The 17,389-nt window shown below is 59.9% G+C and carries 20 protein-coding genes and 1 tRNA gene; 10 read left to right on the plus strand and 11 right to left on the minus strand.

What is annotated here, in order from left to right:
- From VW35_RS12255 to VW35_RS12280, 6 genes are all read left to right on the plus strand, one after another.
- Positions 1–1,347: Do family serine endopeptidase (locus VW35_RS12255; RefSeq protein WP_046143375.1), on the plus strand; the 1,347-nt coding region annotated here is incomplete at its 5' end.
- 223 nt (positions 1,348–1,570) lie between these two features.
- Positions 1,571–2,899 (plus strand): replication-associated recombination protein A, encoded by a 1,329-nt coding sequence (locus tag VW35_RS12260; RefSeq protein WP_046143376.1) that lies wholly within the window; start codon positions 1,571–1,573, stop codon positions 2,897–2,899.
- A gap of 49 nt (positions 2,900–2,948) precedes the next feature.
- A complete protein-coding gene (crcB, locus tag VW35_RS12265) occupies positions 2,949–3,332 on the plus strand; it encodes a fluoride efflux transporter CrcB (RefSeq protein WP_046143377.1) in 384 nt (127 codons plus the stop codon).
- Positions 3,329–4,318: an RluA family pseudouridine synthase gene (locus VW35_RS12270; RefSeq protein WP_046143378.1), complete on the plus strand. Its 990-nt coding sequence runs from the start codon at positions 3,329–3,331 to the stop codon at positions 4,316–4,318. The genes crcB and VW35_RS12270 overlap by 4 nt, the downstream gene beginning before the upstream one ends.
- Positions 4,315–4,977: an HAD-IA family hydrolase gene (locus VW35_RS12275; RefSeq protein WP_046143379.1), complete on the plus strand. Its 663-nt coding sequence runs from the start codon at positions 4,315–4,317 to the stop codon at positions 4,975–4,977. The genes VW35_RS12270 and VW35_RS12275 overlap by 4 nt, the downstream gene beginning before the upstream one ends.
- Before the next feature lie 2 nt (positions 4,978–4,979).
- Positions 4,980–5,759 (plus strand): ATP12 family chaperone protein, encoded by a 780-nt coding sequence (locus tag VW35_RS12280; RefSeq protein WP_046143380.1) that lies wholly within the window; start codon positions 4,980–4,982, stop codon positions 5,757–5,759.
- On the opposite strand, the gene folK is transcribed toward VW35_RS12280, so the two are convergent.
- The 8 genes from folK to rimO form a co-directional block, all read right to left on the minus strand.
- Complete coding sequence (folK, locus tag VW35_RS12285; RefSeq protein WP_046143381.1) at positions 5,748–6,182, minus strand: 2-amino-4-hydroxy-6-hydroxymethyldihydropteridine diphosphokinase; 435 nt, start codon at positions 6,180–6,182, stop codon at positions 5,748–5,750. The two genes, VW35_RS12280 and folK, sit on opposite strands and share 12 nt — an antisense overlap.
- On the minus strand, positions 6,182–6,562 hold the full coding sequence (gene folB / locus VW35_RS12290; RefSeq protein ID WP_046143382.1) for a dihydroneopterin aldolase: 381 nt from the start codon (positions 6,560–6,562) through the stop codon (positions 6,182–6,184). Before folB ends, folK begins: the two co-directional genes overlap by 1 nt.
- 11 nt (positions 6,563–6,573) lie before the next feature.
- Positions 6,574–7,416, minus strand: coding sequence for a dihydropteroate synthase (folP, locus tag VW35_RS12295; RefSeq protein WP_046143383.1), 843 nt, complete (start codon positions 7,414–7,416; stop codon positions 6,574–6,576).
- 90 nt (positions 7,417–7,506) lie between these two features.
- Positions 7,507–8,319, minus strand: a complete 813-nt coding sequence (gene cysW, locus VW35_RS12300; RefSeq protein ID WP_046143384.1) for a sulfate ABC transporter permease subunit CysW — start codon at positions 8,317–8,319, stop codon at positions 7,507–7,509.
- Positions 8,320–9,156, minus strand: a complete 837-nt coding sequence (cysT, locus tag VW35_RS12305) for a sulfate ABC transporter permease subunit CysT (protein ID WP_425283771.1) — start codon at positions 9,154–9,156, stop codon at positions 8,320–8,322.
- 66 nt (positions 9,157–9,222) lie between these two features.
- Positions 9,223–10,206: a sulfate ABC transporter substrate-binding protein gene (locus tag VW35_RS12310; protein ID WP_046143386.1), complete on the minus strand. Its 984-nt coding sequence runs from the start codon at positions 10,204–10,206 to the stop codon at positions 9,223–9,225.
- 143 nt (positions 10,207–10,349) lie between these two features.
- Entirely contained in the window at positions 10,350–11,276 is a 927-nt protein-coding gene (locus tag VW35_RS12315; protein WP_046143387.1) for a DMT family transporter, read from the minus strand.
- Between the two features lie 47 nt (positions 11,277–11,323).
- Positions 11,324–12,649, minus strand: coding sequence for a 30S ribosomal protein S12 methylthiotransferase RimO (gene rimO, locus VW35_RS12320; RefSeq protein WP_046143388.1), 1,326 nt, complete (start codon positions 12,647–12,649; stop codon positions 11,324–11,326).
- 244 nt (positions 12,650–12,893) lie between these two features.
- Here rimO and VW35_RS12325 point away from each other — a divergent pair, with 244 nt between their 5' ends.
- Complete coding sequence (locus VW35_RS12325) at positions 12,894–13,271, plus strand: DoxX family protein (protein WP_046143389.1); 378 nt, start codon at positions 12,894–12,896, stop codon at positions 13,269–13,271.
- A 51-nt stretch (positions 13,272–13,322) separates the two neighbouring features.
- Here VW35_RS12325 and VW35_RS12330 read toward each other — a convergent pair whose 3' ends face one another.
- Entirely contained in the window at positions 13,323–13,838 is a 516-nt protein-coding gene (locus VW35_RS12330; RefSeq protein WP_046143390.1) for a DUF4282 domain-containing protein, read from the minus strand.
- Between the two features lie 42 nt (positions 13,839–13,880).
- Positions 13,881–14,618: a lipoyl(octanoyl) transferase LipB gene (gene lipB, locus VW35_RS12335; protein WP_083982737.1), complete on the minus strand. Its 738-nt coding sequence runs from the start codon at positions 14,616–14,618 to the stop codon at positions 13,881–13,883.
- A gap of 77 nt (positions 14,619–14,695) precedes the next feature.
- Between lipB and VW35_RS12340 the strand changes: the two genes are divergently transcribed.
- Complete coding sequence (locus VW35_RS12340; RefSeq protein ID WP_046143391.1) at positions 14,696–14,929, plus strand: FliM/FliN family flagellar motor switch protein; 234 nt, start codon at positions 14,696–14,698, stop codon at positions 14,927–14,929.
- Positions 14,930–15,051: 122 nt separating this feature from the next.
- Positions 15,052–15,136 (plus strand) — tRNA-Leu (locus tag VW35_RS12345).
- Between the two features lie 111 nt (positions 15,137–15,247).
- Here the strand turns inward: VW35_RS12345 and VW35_RS12350 are convergent.
- A complete protein-coding gene (locus VW35_RS12350; RefSeq protein ID WP_046143580.1) occupies positions 15,248–15,595 on the minus strand; it encodes an MmcQ/YjbR family DNA-binding protein in 348 nt (115 codons plus the stop codon).
- A gap of 152 nt (positions 15,596–15,747) precedes the next feature.
- Here VW35_RS12350 and mgtE point away from each other — a divergent pair, with 152 nt between their 5' ends.
- A complete protein-coding gene (gene mgtE / locus VW35_RS12355; RefSeq protein ID WP_046143392.1) occupies positions 15,748–17,163 on the plus strand; it encodes a magnesium transporter in 1,416 nt (471 codons plus the stop codon).
- Positions 17,164–17,389: the final 226 nt, after the last annotated feature.

A 17,389-nucleotide genomic window follows, 5' to 3' on the forward strand; every position in this document is an offset into this window, starting at 1 on the left:
ATCCCGGACACCGCCCCCCGCGCCGTGCCCACTAGCCAGCCCCAGGTGCAGCTCAGCTTCGCGCCCATCGTCCAGGCTGTTTCGCCCTCCGTGGTTAATGTCTACGCCACGCGGATCGAGGCGCAGTCCGCATCGCCCTTTGCCAATGATCCCTTCTTTTCCCGCTTCTTCGGCGATCAGTTCCAGTCCCGCCCGCGCGAGTCGCGCGCCTTGGGCTCTGGCGTCATCGTCGATGGCAGCGGGGTGATCCTCACCAATTCCCATGTCATCAACGGCGCCACCGACGTCCGCATCTCCCTTAGCGACGGTCGCGAATTCGCGGTCGACGTCATTGTCGAAGATCAGCAGACCGATCTCGCCGTCCTCCGCGTCCGCGATCCGCGCGGCGTCACATTCCCGGCCATCACCTTTGCCGATAGCGACAAGCTACTCGTTGGCGATCTGGTCCTTGCCATCGGCAATCCCTTCGGCGTCGGCCAGACCGTGACCTCCGGCATTGTCTCCGCGCTCGCTCGCACTGGCGTCGAAAGCTCCAACTACGAGTTCTTCATCCAGACCGACGCGGCCATCAATCCCGGCAATTCCGGCGGCGCTCTCGTCGATATGCAGGGGCACCTCGTCGGCATCAATACCGCTATCTATTCCCAATCCGGCGGTTCGGTCGGCATCGGCTTTGCCATCCCCGCCAATATGGCCAAGCTCGTCGCTGATGCCGGCGTCACTGGCGGCGCCATCGTCCGCCCCTGGTTTGGCGCCAAGATGCAGGCCGTTGATTCCGATATCGCCACCAGTCTGGGCATGGACGCCCCCCACGGCGCCCTCATCACCGAAGTCGCCCCCGATGGCCCCGCCGCCCGCGCCGGCTTCAAGTCCGGCGACGTGATCCTCTCCGTCGATGGCCAGAAGGTTGATGACCCCAGCGCCTTCAACTTCCGCCTGGCGACCAAGCCCATCGGTCAGACCACCAAGCTCGAGCGCCTTCGTGGCTCGGCCACCGACACCCTCGATTTCCCCGTCGAAGCTGCCCCAGCGCCCTCAGACAACGCCACGGCCACCATCTCGGCCACATCGCGTTTCTCCGGCGTCACCGTCCGCCAGCTCGACCCAGCCTTGGCCGAGTCCAAAAATCTGCCATACGACGCCAAAGGCGTTATCGTCACCGCCGTCGCTCCAAACTCACCCGCCGAAGCCATGGGTCTCAAGGTCGACGACATCATCCTCCAGCTCAACGACACCGTCATCACCGATGCCCAGTCCTTCAGCACCCTGGCCTCGCAGCGCGTCCGCACCTGGCAGATCATCCTGCAGCGCGATGGGAGAGTGAGCAGGGCTATCGTCAGCGGATAGTTCTTGCCCAGCCACCGTCATTGCCCGGCTCGTCCGGGCAATCCATCTTCCCTCCGCATTGACCACCCGGACAAGCCGGGTCGTGACGACCAGCGAGATATTAGCCGCGCGATCACAACGGCCTTCCCAAACTCGATCCAACTCCTCCCCCTACCAGGGGGAGGCCGGTTGGAGGTAAGCGCACCCTAGTGCGAACGAAGCCGCACTCTGCTAATTAACCCCCATGTCCGACCTCTTCGCCGCCGACCCCACCGAAACCGATAAGGCCCGCCCGCTCGCCGACCAGTTGCGCCCGCGCGCGCTCGATGAAGTCATCGGCCAAACACACCTTCTAGGCCCCGATGGCACGCTGACCCGCATGCTCGCCTCAGGTCGCCTTGGCTCGCTCATCCTTTGGGGCCCGCCTGGCACCGGCAAGACCACCGTCGCGCGCCTCCTTGCCGACCAGATCGGTTTCCGTTTCGAGCAGATCTCCGCCATATTTTCCGGCGTCGCCGATCTCAAGAAGGTTTTCGAGAAAGCCCGCTTCGAGCGCCTCTCCGGTCACCACACGCTGCTCTTCGTTGACGAGATTCATCGCTTTAATCGCGCCCAGCAAGATAGCTTCCTGCCGGTCATGGAGGACGGTACCGTCGTCCTCGTCGGCGCTACGACCGAGAACCCATCTTTCGAACTTAACGCCGCGCTTCTGTCCCGCAGCCAGGTCCTCCGTTTCGAGTCGCTGGCCGCGCCCGATCTGGAGCTGCTTCTCCAGCGCGCTGAAACCCTCCTCGGCTCCATCCTGCCGCTGACCGACGAAGCGCGTCACACCCTCCTCGGCCTCGCCGATGGCGACGGTCGCGCACTTTTGGGTCTCGTCGAAGAGATCCTGGCGTCGTCTCGCGCCAATGAGACGCTGGATGTTAACGGAATGCTAACAGTAGTGCAGCGTCGGGCGCCTATTTACGACAAGGCGCAGGACGGCCATTACAACCTCATTTCCGCGCTTCACAAGACCATTCGCGGCTCCGATCCCGACGCCGCGCTCTACTACTTTGCCCGCATGGTCGTTGCCGGCGAGGATCCGCTTTTCCTGGCTAGACGCTTGATTCGCATGGCGTCTGAGGACATCGGCAATGCCGATCCGCAGGCGCTTCCCCTCGCGATCGCTGCCCGCGATTCCTACCAAATGCTCGGCTCGCCAGAAGGCGAGCTAGCGCTCGCCCAAGTCGTCGTCTATCTCGCGCTCGCGCCCAAATCCAACGCCGTCTACACCGCTTTCAAAGCCGCGATTTCCCTCGCAAAATCAAGCGGTTCGCCCATGCCACCCATGGTCATTCTCAACGCCCCGACCAAGCTGATGAAGGGCGAAGGGTATGGGGAAGGTTACCAATACGACCACGACGTCCCCGACGCGTTCTCCGGCCAGGAATACTTCCCCGAAGCCCTTGGCCGACAACAGTTTTATCAGCCCGTCGAGCGCGGCTTCGAGCGCGATCTCAAGAAACGCATGGATTATTTCTCGCGCCTCCGCGCCGAAAAGTCCCGCAATCGCAACGCTCTAGACGAGTAATCCCCGTGCTCCAGTTCCAGTGCTATTCTTGCGTCACATCGGATCAGCCATGAACGGCTTCCTCCTCGTTGGCGCTGGCGGCGCAATCGGTGCCATGGCCCGATACGGTCTCGCTGGCTTGATCGGCCGCCTCTGGCCAATGGGCTTTCCGCTGGCGACGCTCCTGATCAACATCACCGGCTCGATCGCCATGGGCGTCTTCGTTGGCCTCATGGCCCGCTTCCTCCCGCCCAATCAGGAAGAGGCCCGGCTGTTCGTCGCCGTCGGCATCCTCGGCGGCTTCACCACCTTTTCCTCCTTTTCCCTCGATACAATCGTGCTCTTCGAACGCGGCGCATGGCTGCAAGCTGGGCTCTATGTCGCCTTGTCGGTTGTAGTTTGCCTCGTGGGCCTATATCTCGGCCTTCTGATAACAAGAGGCGGCCCCGCATGAGTGGCGTTCAACATCGGGAAGTCACGGCAGACGAAGACGGCATGCGTCTCGACCGCTGGTTTGCCCGGCATTTCCCCCAGGTCGGCTTCGGCCGCCTGCAAAAACTGATCCGCAATGGCGAGGTCAAGGTCGATAAGGCCAAGGTCGAAACCAGCACGCGTCTCGCCGAAGGCCAGACGGTGCGTATCCCGCCGGTAGACGATCCCGGCACGGTCCGTCCGGTTAAGGTCAACCAGGAAGATGCAAGGTTTCTCAAGGACATAATCCTTTATGAGGATGATGACCTTTACGTCTTCAACAAGCCCCGTGGCCTCGCCGTGCAGGGCGGCAGCGGCACCACGCGCCACCTCGATGGCCTCCTGAAAAGCTTGCCCAACAAGCTCGGCGAAGCCCCGCGCCTCGTTCATCGGCTCGATCGCGACACCTCTGGTTGCCTCGTCGTCGCCAAGACCGCCGCGGCGGCTACGCATTTCGGCAAGGTCTTCATGTCGCGTTCGGCCCGTAAGATTTACTGGGCCCTCGTTGCCGGCAACCCGACACCGCGCCAAGGCGAAATCTCCTGCTTCATCGCCAAGCGCGTCACCGAGGACGGCGAGCAAATGGTCGTGGTGAAGAATGGTGCCCCCGGCGCTGTTCACTCATCGAGCTATTATTCGACCACAGACACCGCCAGCCGCCGCTTTGCATGGGTCACGCTCAAGCCCGTCACCGGCCGCACCCACCAGTTGCGCGTCCACATGGCCCAGCTCGGCACGCCGATCATCGGCGACCCGCGCTACTTTAACATTGAAAACTGGATGCCGGCGCCCGGCCTCGGCGAGGGGCTGCATCTCCACGCTCGCCGCATCGCTCTACCGCTCCGCAATGGCAAAAGGCTAGATATTTCAGCGCCTTTACCGCCGCACATGCGCCAAAGCTGGGACGCCCTCGGCTTCGATGCAGAGCGGTTCGACGTGCAGGACACCGACCCCGAGGACCATGCATGAAGCTGATTATGTTCGACATGGACGGGACGCTGATCGACACCGAAGCCCTGATCGTCGAACATATGACGGCCACGTTCGAAAGAGCGGGACTGCCTGCGCCGACTCACCATGAGGCCCGCCGCGTCATTGGCCTCTCGCTTCCGAACGCCATCGCCCGTCTTCTTGGCACTGAGCTGACCCCTCAGGCCGAGCGGATGGCCGATGACTACCGCAAGCACTATCGTGCTTCGCTCGTCCAGGCCGAAGGCCGCGAAGGTCTTTTCCCCGGCGCCCGCCAAGCTCTTGATTTGCTAATAGATTGGCCCGAAACGCTCCTCGGTATAGCCACGGGCAAGGGCCTCAACGGCGTTCATCGCCTGACCCAGATTCACGGTATAGCCGAACATTTCGTGACCTTGCAGACGCCCGATCATAACCCATCTAAGCCCCATCCCGGCATGATGCTGCGGGCAATGGCTGAAACCGGCGCTGACAAGGCCGATACGGTCATCATCGGCGACACCACCTACGATATCGAAATGGGCAAGGCCGCCGGCACCAAGGCCATCGGCGTCACCTGGGGCCATCACGACACCGACGAACTGCTGGCCGCAGGCGCCGATATTCTCGTCGATAGTTACGCCGATCTGCCAGCGGCGATCAAACACGTATTGGACTGAACATGCGCGACCAGCTCGAAGATGCTCTGAAAAATCAGGAGTTTGGCTACGGTCAGGCCCAGCACATCAACCAGATCGAACTGCCAAAGCGCTTCTATAAAAACGTCGACGTCGCCCGCACCGAAGCGGGCTTCGTCGTCACTCTCGATGAAAAGCCGACCCGCACCCCAGGTCGTAAGGTGCCCGTGGCGGTTCCCACACACGCCATTGCGCAAGCCATGGCCACTGAATGGGCTGCGCAGGAAAAGTACGTCGACCCCACTACCATGCCCATGGTGCGCCTCATCAATTCCGCCGTCGAAAGCGGCGAAGAACAAGCTCCGGCGTTCCGGGCAGAAATCGGTAAGTTCGCTGGCAACGATCTATTGCTCTATCGCGCCGATACCCCGCAGGAACTGGTCGACGACCAGGAACGTCATTGGGATGGAGCGCTGGTCAAGCTTGCGCGCCATTTCGACGTCGCATTCCAGCCCACCATCGGCATCATTCATCAGGCGCAACCCGTCTCGACATTGCAGCGTCTCGACGCCGCGCTCGAAGGGCAGGGGCTGCTGTCGCTGACCGCACTCGTCTCCATCACGGGTATTACCGGCTCCGGCCTCCTTGCCATCGCCTTGCTGCATCAATTGCTGACGTCGGATGAAGTTTGGACGGCAGCACACGTCGACGAGGACCATCAGATCCGGCTATGGGGTGAAGACGAGGAGGCGATGGAACGCCGCGGCAAGCGACGGGTCGAATTCGACACCGCTGTTGCTGTCGTCGAAGCGTTACGCGCTTAGGGCCACGATCCAGTTCGCCGTGTCCGGGGCAATCTCCCGCAGCGGCACCAGCACGAAATCGCGCGCGTGTGCATGCGGATGGGGCAGGGTCAATCGCCCCGTCTGCATTTCGATCCGCTCATAGGCGATGATGTCGATATCGATGACGCGCGGTCCCCAAACCTCGTGCCGTACCCGGCCCATCTCCCGCTCGGTATCGAGCGCGACATGCAAGAGGTCGATGGGCTCGAGATCGGTCTCGATCTCGGCTGCCATATTGGCAAAATCCGGTTGATCGGTCTTGCCCCAGGGCTTGGTCGAGATCACCTCGGACTGCTTGGTCACACGAATATGCGGATGCGCGTCGAGCCGCCGGATCGCCTCTTCAAGTTGCGCTCGCGGATCGCCAATATTCGCCCCGAGGCTGAGCCAGGCCAGCGCCATCAGCTGGGCCTCACGCGGTGCAGCTCAATTGCAGCTTCACCCCGCACCATGGCGATCGGCGCCTCTGGCTTACGGATGCGAATGATAATCCATTTGATGTCGCCAAACCGCTCGAACAGCGCGGAAACGATGTTCTGCCCTAGTGCCTCGATCAGTTTCGTACGGATATCGAACGTCGCTTTCACAACATCGTAGATGTCCGCGTAAGAGACTGTGTGCCCGATCGCATCGGTTTCACCCGGCGCTCGCAAATCAACCCCACATTCGAGATCGACGAAAAAGCGCTGGCCCAACCGTTGTTCTTCCGCAAACAGGCCATGAAAGCCATAAAATCCCAAGTCGCGAAGGATAATGCGATCACCGGTGAAGGGTGTAGTCATCTGAAGTCCTGTCAGGGTCCGTAGAGCGTCGCCTGTGCCACCCGTAGCGCATCGCGGTTGGCTGCAACATCATGGACGCGAAAAATATGTCCACCGCGTTCATACCCCTGCACGGTCGTTGCAATTGTTCCTGACAGTCGCTCGCTCGGCTGCTTGTCGAGCAGTCTGCCGATCATGGATTTTCGTGAGGTGCCTATCAGAATGCCGAGCTTGGGAAATGCCTTTGCAAGCTCAGGCAGTTCGCGGAGGATTTGATAGTTCTGCGCCAGTGTCTTGCTGAAGCCGAAGCCTGGGTCGAGGATGATCTGGCCGATCGGTAGGTTCGCCGCCTGCGCGATGTCCTGCGTTTTTTGAAAATAACGGATGATTGCGGGGAGAGGCAAAGTATTTTCGTCCCATCCCCGATCCCAATGCATGGCGATGACCGGTGCTCCATAGGTCGCAGCGACCTCGACCATTTCCGGGGCGCCCTGCAAGCCATGAACATCATTGATTATATCGGCGCCGGCCTGGATGGCTTGGTCCGCCACCAAAGGCTTGTACGTATCGATCGAGACCGGAATTTCGATCCCATCCTGCCGGATAGCGTCGATCACCGGTATGACGCGGTCCAATTCCTCCTGCACGCCGACAGTTTCCGAGCCCGGACGGGTGCTTTCACCACCCACATCGATGATGTCCACACCCTCTTTGGCCATCGCACGCGCATGGTCCAGAGCCCTTGCAACGTCGTCATGCTTACCGCCATCGGAGAAGCTGTCCGGCGTGACATTGAGTATGCCCATGATCAGCGGACGCACGCCGAGTTCGAGCGCCGATCGCTTTGGGAGAATGACTTTGTGTGTCTTGTGCATCCGGGCGTCCTGACCCTGTCGCAGCGGCTTTGGTGAGCGTGCCGGTTCGGGCGTCTTAGCATAAGTGCCGCGCCGCCCGCACGCGCCGGGTCACTTCTGTTCCCAAGCTTCCAATGCTGATTTCAGAACCAAGGTCAGTACGGCAATCAACGCTAGGGTCGACGCAGCAGCGAAGGATCCGGCGATGTTGAAATCATTGAACAGCAGATTGATTTGCAAGGGCAGGGTGTTGGTCTGCCCTCGGATCGATCCCGAAACCACCGAAACAGCGCCGAATTCGCCCATCACCCGGGCATTGGTCAGCACGGCGCCATAAACCAGGCCCCAGCGAATATTGGGCAATGTGACATGGAAAAACATCTGCCATCCATTCGCGCCGAGGGACAGGGCCGCCTCCTCGTCGTCGGTCCCTTGTTGGCGCATCAGCGGCACCAGCTCCCGCGCTACATAGGGAGCAGTCACGAAGAGGCTGACCAGGACGATCGCCAAAGGGGTGAACATGACCTGAAGGCCGAGCGGCTGCAGTATGGGCCCAAGCAGCCCCTGATTGCCGTAGAGAAACAGATAGACGATGCCCGCGACGATCGGGCTGATGGCGGCTGGCAATTCGATTATCGCCACGAGCAGTTGCTGTCCGCGGAAGGTGAACCGGGTGACGAGCCAGGCGAGTGCTACGCCGACAACCATGTTGATCGGCACTACGATCAGTGCTGTCAGGACCGTCAAGAAGATCGCGTGAAGGGTGTCGGGTTGAAGGATTGCGCCCAAATAGGCGGTCAAACCTTCGCGAAAGGCGAAACTGAAGATGAGCACCATCGGAACGACCAGCGCCATGCCGGCGAAAACAAACGCCAAGCCGATCATTGCATTGGCGCCGGTGGAGCGTGCAACGGGCGTACTCATTCAGGCTCTCCGCTCAACATACCGCACCTGCCAGGCAGCAAGGAGATTGGTAGCGATCAATGTTGCGAATGCGACGACCAAAAGCACGAAGGCCAGCGCCGCCGCCGCCTCGTAGTTGTATTCGTCGAGCCGGATGAAGATCAGCAGCGAGACGATTTCGGTCAATCCGGGCAGGTTGCCCGCGATAAACACCACGGCCCCGAATTCCCCCAGCGATCTGGCGAATGAGAGCACGCAGCCGCCGATGAAGGCCGGCAGGATGGCGGGCCAGATGATGCGGCTGAACACCTGCAAGCGCGTCGCGCCCAAGGTCCGCGCGACGTTTTCGAAGTCGATGTCAACCTCTTCAAGCACCGGCTGCACCGCCCGCACCACAAAGGGAATGGAGGTAAAGGTCATGGCGCAGATGATGCCGAGCTGGGTGTAATTGACCTTGACGCCATTGGGCTCGAGAAACTGACCATACCAGCCGGTATCATCGAAAAGCGTAACCAGAACCAGACCCGCAACAGCCGTGGGGAGAGCGAAGGGTAGGTCAACCAGGGCGTCCAGAAGGCGCCGCCCCGGAAACCGATATCGCGTCAGTACCCATGCGAGGAGTAGGCCCACCACGCCGTTGATCACGGTGGCGACCAGAGCCGACCCAAAGGTGACGCGGTAAGCAGCGAGCGCACGATTGGAGCTAACGATGCGCCAGAATTCCGGCATGCCCATCCCCGCGACCTTCAGCAGCATCGCTGCCAGCGGCAAGAGGATGACAAGGGTGAGATAAAAGAGGGACACGCCCATCGACAGCCCGAAACCGGGCAGCAGGTGCTTGCTGCGATGCTGTGCCATCATGCCCTCTGGATGCCGAAAGGCGGCGCAGCAATGCCGCGCCACCCATGCCATCGGTCGATACGGTTATTGATTGACGAAAACCTTATCGAGCAGGCCGCCATCGGCGAAGTGCTCGCTGGTAACCTTTTCCCAGCCACCGAATGCATCTTCCACGGTCACGAGGCGCACCTCCGGGAAGGTCGAGGCATGGGCTGCGGCGACCGACTCGTCCTGCGGGCGGTGGAAGTTGGCAGCGGCAATCTCTTGGCCTTCGGGCGTAAAGAGGAAGTCGAGGTAAGCCTTGGCGAGTTCCCGGCTGCCACGCGCATCGACAACCTTATCGACGATGGCGACGGGAAATTCGGAAAGGAAGCTCACCGACGGAACGACAGCTTGATATTTGTCCGCTCCGAGTTGCTTGACCACGGCCAGCGTCTCGGCCTCGAATGTCACGAGCACATCGCCCAACTGCCGCTCGGTGAAGGCAGTTGTTGCGGCGCGCCCACCGGTTTCGAACACCGGCACATTGGCGAATAGCTTCGTGAGAAACTCCTCGATCTTGGCTTCATCGCCAGCATATTCCTCTGTCGCCCACGCGCGGGCGGCAAGATAGGTGTACCGCCCATTTCCCGAGGTCTTGGGGTTGGGGAAAATCACCTGCACGCCTTCGTTTGCGAGATCACCCCAGTCTGCGATGTTCTTGGGATTGCCTGCGCGCACAAGGAAGGATGGGAAAGAATAGAACGGCGCCGCATTATCGGGGAATTCGCTCGCCCAATCCGCGCTGACATACCCGCCCTCGACAAGCTTTTCGATGTCCGTCACCTGGTTGAAGGTCACGATGTCTGCCTGAAGACCCTCGAGGATAGCGCGCGCCTGCGCCGAAGAGCCGGCATGCGACTGGTTGACCGTCACTGTGGCGCCCGTTGTCGTATAAGCAGCGTTCTCGGCCTCAAACAATTCGCGCGCGATATCGTATGAAGCGTTGAGGATATCGGTCGGCTGCGCCAGGACAGGGACGCTGCTGAGGGCGAGAGCAGCAAAGGTGGAGAAAATGAGCTTATGCATGGGACGCAAATTCCAAGAGCGAAACGGATCTGGAATACGGTGATGCGGCGCGCTCAGCCTACGGTAAAGAGCTAAACGACTGCCCCGGATGAGTAATTCAGCCTGGCTTTCGAGCCAGCAAAGCCGTTGCGTCGCTGCTCAACTCAGCGCGATTTTGTTTCAGATGGGCGAGGCCGGACGGTCAGTTGCTCGCCGTATTTTGCAATCCCGATGCCGGAAACAACCAGCAACAGCGCAAGCACCAGATATAGAGTCAGTTCCGCCTTGCCCAAAGCCACGAGATAGACAGCCGTCAGAACCGGCGTCAGGAAGCTGACAACGCCGATCAACTGCGCATCGCCCTTCTTCATGCCGAAATCCCACATCGCATATGCCAGCGCAAAAAAGATCGAGGCAAAGGCGATGACGGCGAGACTGACACCCGGAGCAGGTGGCGCGCCGAGAGCAAACAGCCAGACGGCACCATTGATGACGCTGCTAGCCAAAAAGACAACGCCGAGAAAATTGCTGCTCGTTGCTGGATAGCGCGCAGCCATGGCTGAGAATACCGCCCAGCTCACCGCAGAGATCGCTGCCCATCCATGCCCTGGCATCAGGTGAAAAGCGCCGGCGGCGAGACCTTTGCCAACGAGAAGCGCAACAATTCCCGACAATCCCAGCGCTCCGGCTAAGGCATGAAACCAGCGGAAGCGTCGCCCCAGCGACAAGGTCGTTAAAATGACGACCAGCAAGGGCCAGGTATAGATGATCAGCGTCGCTTCGAGCGGCGGCGCCTGCTGCAGGGCGGCAACCCATGTCAGATTATGCCCACCGATGCCGAAGATGCCGAGTAGATAGAGCCAGATGGGAACCCGTTTCAGCTCCGGGAGCGGATTGTGCCGTCGCGCGACCCAGAGCGCCAAGAAAACCAGCGCCCCGACGCCGTCTCCCAGTGCCACATAGAGAAAAGGATGCACTCCGTCGACCGAGGCAACGATCGGCGCCGTCATGGACCAGATGAAAACAGCAGCAACGCCACCCGCCGTGCCCCAGCGCGACGCCCGTTGCAGAGTGAATGGATGCAAGTCCATGCGGGGATGCCAGAAAAAACCCCGCTTTCGCGGGGATGGAGGGGAACCTAGTGCGTCGCCGGCCTTGCGAAGAGATCGTATTCGTCATTGTCGGTGACAGTCACCGAAACGATGTCGCCGATCTTGATGCCGGTCGCGTTGTCGACGATCACCTGGCCGTCGATCTCCGGTGCGTCCCACTTGGAGCGGGCAATGGCGCGGTTCTCTTCTGGGCGGACATCGTCGACGATGACTTCGATTGTGCGGCCAACTTTTTTCTGAAGCTGGTGGAACGATACGTTCTGCGCCACTTCCATCAACTGGGCAAAGCGCTCTTCCTTGACTTCGTCTGGCACGATGCCTTCAAGTTCGTTGGCCGTAGCGCCCGTCACCGGCTCATACTTGAAGCAACCGGCACGATCGATCTCGGCCTCCTCGATAAAGTCGAGCAGCATTTCGAAATCTTCTTCGGTTTCGCCGGGGAAGCCCACGATAAAGTTCGAGCGCACAGTCAGGTCGGGCACCTGGCGCTTCCAGTCGAGAATGCGGTTGAGCGTCTTTTCCTGGTGGGCCGGGCGGCGCATGGCCTTGAGCACGTTCGGAGAGGCGTGCTGGAACGGGATGTCGAGATAGGGCAGGACGAGACCTTCGGCCATCAGCTCCATCACCGGGTCGACATGGGGGTAGGGGTAGACATAATGGAGGCGAACCCACGCGCCGAGCTCGCCCAGCTCCTTGGCAAGGTCATAGAACTTGGCCTTGACGTCGCGCCCACGATATTTCGAGGTAGCGTATTTCAGATCGAGACCATAGGCGCTCGTGTCCTGCGAGATGACCAACAGCTCCTTGACGCCCGAACGGATCAACCCCTCGGCTTCCGACAAGATACCAGCAGCCGGACGCGAGGCGAGGTCGCCGCGGATCTGGGGGATGATGCAGAAGGAGCAGCGATTGTTGCAGCCCTCGGAAATCTTGAGATAGGCATAGTGCCGCGGCGTCAGCTTCAGCCCGCTCTCAGGAACGAGGTCGACGAACTTGTTCGGCACCGGCGGCAAATGATCGTGCACCGCCGAGACAACGCTCTCATACTGATGAGGGCCGGTAATCGCGAGCACGTTCGGATGGGTTTCGCGGATCAGGCTCTCCTCGACGCCGAGGCAACCCGTAACGATGACGCGACCATTTTCGTTCAGCGCTTCGCCGATCGCTTCAAGACTTTCCTGCTTGGCGCTATCGAGAAAGCCGCAGGTGTTGACCAGGACGATATCCGCGCCAGCATAGTCGCGGCTGAACGAATAACCCTGCGCCCGCAGGGTTGTCATGATGCGTTCGCTGTCGACGAGCGCCTTGGGGCAGCCGAGGCTGACTAAACCGATTTTAGGCGCCTGAGTCATGCGCGTGCAAAGGTCCAAAACTGTGGATGAGTTGGCCGCGTCATATAGAAACTTTGACGGTTACGCAATGTTACTGCCCCGCCGAATAGGCGGATCAGACCTGCCTTGGGCGGTGGACACGTGATCTTGAATGTTGAATCTGCTGAACAGTGCGTTCTGCAATGTTCAGTTTTTGTAACCTCCCGCCTAGGCTAGGCGTCTTGAGTCCGCGCCAACGAGGCGCTGCACGGGAGTATAAAAAACAATGTTCGATCGTCTCTCCGCCTATGCGCCGCAGGCCCTCGCCGTGCTGCGTATCGTCACAGCGCTGCTGTTCTTCCTCCATGGCACCCAGAAGCTGCTCGGCTTCCCGGCAGCGGAATTTTCCCCGCCGACATTCTCGATCTTCTGGTTTGCCGGCCTTATCGAAATCGTCACCAGCATTCTGATCGCCATCGGCTTTTTCACCCGTCCGGCTGCGTTTCTCGCTTCCGGTACTATGGCCGTTGCCTATTGGATGGTTCACGCTCCCGGCAATCTCTTCCCGACCAACAATGGCGGCGATGCAGCGATCCTGTTCTGCTTCGTGTTCCTTTATCTCGTCTTTGCCGGCCCAGGCGCCTGGAGCGTCAACAAGAAGTAGTTTTCGCTTCCGTCGAAACGAAAAGGCCGCCCCTGGGGCGGCCTTTTTTTGTCAGGTAATGGGCGAGGATGGCGTGCGCTTGGGTTTGAAAGGTTCCCCCGCGGTTGTGGAAGGCTCGCGCTGAATGTCATCCTCAGGCGTCACGCGCGGTGGCGCTTCGGTTGCTGGTGAATAATAGTCGTCCGCCTCAGCATAATCGGTATCCTCGCCTTCCTCTGCGAGATCGCGGATGGCATCGCGCACCTCGTCGAGCAGCGAGGCCGAATAGCGCTTGCGATTGACGCTTTCGCCCGTGGCCTCATGCGCCTTGAACCAAACCAGCAGCGCTTCGCAACCGATACGCAACGCCACGAATGCAGCGAGCCCGAACACTACGATCTCGAGAATGCCCCAGAGGCCGTCACCAAAACCGCTGCCGAACCGGAAGAAGAAGTGGCTCACGGCCCAGAGCAGAATGGAAGCCAGCCCAAGCGCATAGAGAATTGGAACCAGCTTCGGAGACAGGATGGCATCGAGCTTGAACAGCGTCTGGCGGGTGAGTAGGCGTTTGAGATCGTCCGTTGTCATGCCGAAATCCTCGATTCGGAGAGTGGTGCCATGCTTAGAGGTTCACGCGACCGAGGCAAGAGCGCTTGGCACCGAGACGGTCGGGCCAAAAATCGCCTCGAATGACGCCCGTAAAACCGAATCGACTTCGGCCATCGAGACCAGCTGCCCCAGATCTTCGAAGCTCGTTACACCCTGGTCGGTGATTCCACAGGGCACAATGCCGTTGTAGTGATGGAGGTCGGGGTCGACATTGACAGAAATCCCATGGAACGTAACCCACTTACGGACACGCACGCCGATGGCAGCGATCTTGTCCTCGCGTCCCAAACCCTTGTCGGGCCGCTGCACCCAGACACCGACCCGGCCCTCGCGGCGCTCCCCGGTGATGTTGTGCGCGGCAAGCGTCTCGATCACCCATTGCTCGAGCCCCTGAACAAGGCAGCGGACATCGCGGCCACGCTGCGTCAGATCGAGCATCACGTAGGCCACCCGCTGCCCCGGTCCATGATATGTATATTGCCCGCCACGCCCGGCCGCGTGCACGGGGAATCGCGCATTGATCAGATCAGCCGGCTGCGCAGATGTGCCGCCGGTATAAAGCGGCGGGTGTTCGAGCAGCCACACCGCCTCCGGCGCTTCGCCAGATGCTACCAAAGCTGCGCGTCGCTCCATTGCCGCTAGCGTTGCTTCATACGCCTGGAGGCCGTCGAGATGCGCCCATTCTACCTTTTGTCCGTCTGTTCGTGACAGCTTCGACCGAATTTGGCACGCCGCGTCGCTTGTTGTTAAGACTTCCATAACCAAGCCTGAGCAATCCTTAATTCATGAAGCCCGCCGGCATCCGGCCCGGCAGCCCATCCCTAAGATCTCTATCTATGAGCACGCTCGACAATATTGAAGTCGACATCACCGTTGAACTCGGTGCAACGGTCATGCCCATCCACCATTTGCTGCGCATGGGTCGCGGCGCGGTCATCGAACTCGAGCAGACCGAAAACGACCCGCTTTCCATATACGCCAACCATACCCTCATCGCCCGCGGCGAAGTGAACGTCGAGGATGGTCAGCTGCGCGTGCTCGTCACTGAAAAGGTCTATAAGCACGGCTGACTTATCCACACATCAAAGCCACCTGAAAGAATTCTCCATTTAGGTGCTTGAGGTTCGCCAAGTCCTTTGCTACATCCCCACTCGCTTCAGGCGCTTCGGCGCAGAAGCTTCTACCACACAGTGCGGTCGTGGCGGAATTGGTAGACGCGCAGCGTTGAGGTCGCTGTGCCGTGAGGCGTGGAAGTTCGAGTCTTCTCGACCGCACCATTCTTTCCCAGCGGGAAAGAAACAAAAAGCTGCCTGCGGGCGGCTTTTTTGTTTTAGGCGTCGGATATCATCTGCAGTCCCGGAAGGCCTTCGCCGTAAGCGTCGCTATGCTCAGCCTTCCTTGGTATTCTGCGCCCTGAAGCGCCAAGCATCTTCGAGCCTTAGTCCGAGCTCTTCGTCCTCGATAGCGTCGAGGCGAACGAGAACCGCGTCATAGCCGATATAGTGATCCGTCTCGAAATAAATGCCGGGCGAAATTTCCATTAGCAGCACTTTTTGTTCGAGCGGGCACTGCAGAACGATCGTTGAAGCATCGAGCTGACGGACAAAGCTCCGGCCTTTGACCGTAAGGGCAGGGGTCCCGTAGCTTGTTGCTCGTTCGATGTTTGCAAGCCCGCGTGAACTTGCCAGCTTTTCGATGCGCGCAAAGGCGGCTGCAAGGTCGGCATTTGAACTCATCGCAATCTCCATCGTGCTCGGTCTGCTGCAAATGGGCGGCAGACATGTGAAAATTGGAAGAAAACTTCGGGCCTCTAGTCTGGCGCCTTTGGTCTTGATTGGCTACTGCTTGCCTTGCCCCTGAAACACCCAGGATACGCAAAGGGCTCCCGATGAGCAGCGATTTCGAAACCGAGCTCGGCAAAGAGGCCGAGATGGATGTCAGCGCGTTCCGCGATGCGGACGATCGCATCAATCCGCTTTGGATCGAACGCTTGCGCGCCTTTATAGAAGGTCATCGCGCCGAAGACGTCGCAATGGTCATGGAGCCACTGCATACGTCCGATGTCGGCGACGTTCTCGAACATCTCGAGCATGACGAACGCCTCGCCCTGGTTCGTATCTTGGGCGATAAGTTTGACTACTCCGCACTCACCGAAGTCGACGAAAGCATTCGTATCGAGCTGATGGAAGCGTTGCCCAACGCGGAAATCGCCCGTGGTGTGGCCAATCTCGACAGCGACGACGCCGTCGCAATTCTCGAAGACCTGGGCAAGGAAGATCAGAACGAGATTCTCTCGGCCCTTCCAACCTTCGAGCGACTGAGCCTAAAGCGTAGCCTCGATTTTCCCGAGAAATCCGCCGGCAGGCGGATGCAGACAGAATTCATCGCGATCCCGCCCTTCTGGACTGTCGGTCAGATGATCGACTACCTGCGCGCCGAGCGCGATCTGCCCGACGAATTCTTCCAGATCTATGTCGTTGATGCCGGCTACAAAGTCCTTGGCACAGTGCCCCTCGATCGCGTGCTCCGTTCGCAGCGTGCGGTAAAGATCGAATCGATCATGAACACCTCGTTGGTTTTGATCGAGGCATCTGAGGATCAGGAAGAAGCCGCCCGCGCGTTCGAGCGCTACGACCTTATCGAAGTCGGAGTCGTCGATGACAGTGGCCGTCTCGTCGGCGTCCTGACCATTGACGACATGGTCGACGTCATCACCGAAGAAGCTGACGAAGACATCAAGCTGCTTGCGGGCGTCGGTGACGAAGATCTTTCCGATACGACCATCGACACGGTCCGCAGCCGCGTGCCCTGGCTGGTCATCAACCTCATCACCGCCGTGCTCGTCTCACTTGTCATCGGGCTTTTCAACGGCACCATTGAGCACATGGTAGAGCTCGCTGTGCTGATGCCCATCGTCGCCTCGATGGGCGGAAATGCCGGCGCGCAGACAATGACAGTGACCGTCCGGGCCATCGCCATGCGCGAATTGGAGGGCGGCCGCTTGAGGCGCCTCATCCGCCGCGAAATGGTTGTCGGTTTTGCCAACGGCGTCATATTCGCCATTCTCATTGGCATCATCACCTGGCTGCGCTACGGCAATGAGGGTCTCGGCGCCGTTATCGCACTCGCCATGATCACTAATCTGGTGGTGGCAGGCACGGCCGGGATTTTGATTCCCCTTACCCTCAACAGGCTCAAAGCCGATCCCGCGATCGCCTCCGCGGTCTTTGTGACGACCGTCACCGATGTCGTTGGTTTCTTTGCATTTCTCGGTATCGCGGGACTGTGGTTTGGGCTTTTCTGAGGCGATTTCAGGGTTTTCAACTGTTGCAAAAAGGGCGCTTGCTAACCATCTTTCACACGGTTAACGCTAGGTGACCGGGCCCGATCGGGCCGGTTTGAAAGACTGGCAAGGAGCGGCATATGCGCAGTCAATCGAAGGTTGTGGCTTGGCGATCTATGAGCTGGGCCCTGATTTGTCTCCTCTCCATGGGGATTGTTCTTTCGGTAGTCGCTGGCGTCTAGCGCGC

It is taken from the genome of Devosia soli (genome assembly GCF_000970455.1).
Lineage (GTDB): Bacteria > Pseudomonadota > Alphaproteobacteria > Rhizobiales > Devosiaceae > Devosia > Devosia soli.